The following is a 381-nucleotide window of genomic DNA, read 5'->3' as shown; positions in this document are numbered from 1 at the left end:
CAGTGGCGCTGGCGGCGCTGGTATGGCCTGACTATGTGCACGCTGAAGACATCAATGCGCTGGGCTATGTGGGGGCGGTGACGGTGGTGTTCGGCTCGGCCCTGGTGGCGTTGGGGCCATCGCTGGTGGCCGGCTGGCGTGCCCGCAGGGCGCGGTTGGCCCAGGTCCCTTGATCGCCTGTACTGGCCCCATCGCTGGCAAGCCAGCTCCCACAGGGGTTACCTCAGGCCTGCGCATTGCGCACCCTGTGGGAGATTCTATGGTTCCTGGCAAGGGTAGCCGGAGCATCTTCAGCGCCTGTGAGATCGAGCGCCGCCCGCGCGGCGCAATCGCGAGCTGCGCTCGCTCCTACGTTTGTTTCGGGCCAATTACGCCTGTGAC

Annotated in this window: 1 pseudogene; it reads left to right on the top strand. The window is 66.4% G+C overall.

The window, feature by feature from the left end:
- Window positions 1-173 (top strand): annotated as a pseudogene (locus tag GYA94_RS28375) (EamA family transporter); the annotation flags it as partial.
- Between the last annotated feature and the right edge of the window lie 208 nt (window positions 174-381).

This window comes from Pseudomonas juntendi, assembly GCF_009932375.1.
Taxonomy (GTDB): domain Bacteria; phylum Pseudomonadota; class Gammaproteobacteria; order Pseudomonadales; family Pseudomonadaceae; genus Aquipseudomonas; species Aquipseudomonas juntendi.
This window is presented reverse-complemented; position numbering and strand designations above follow the sequence as displayed.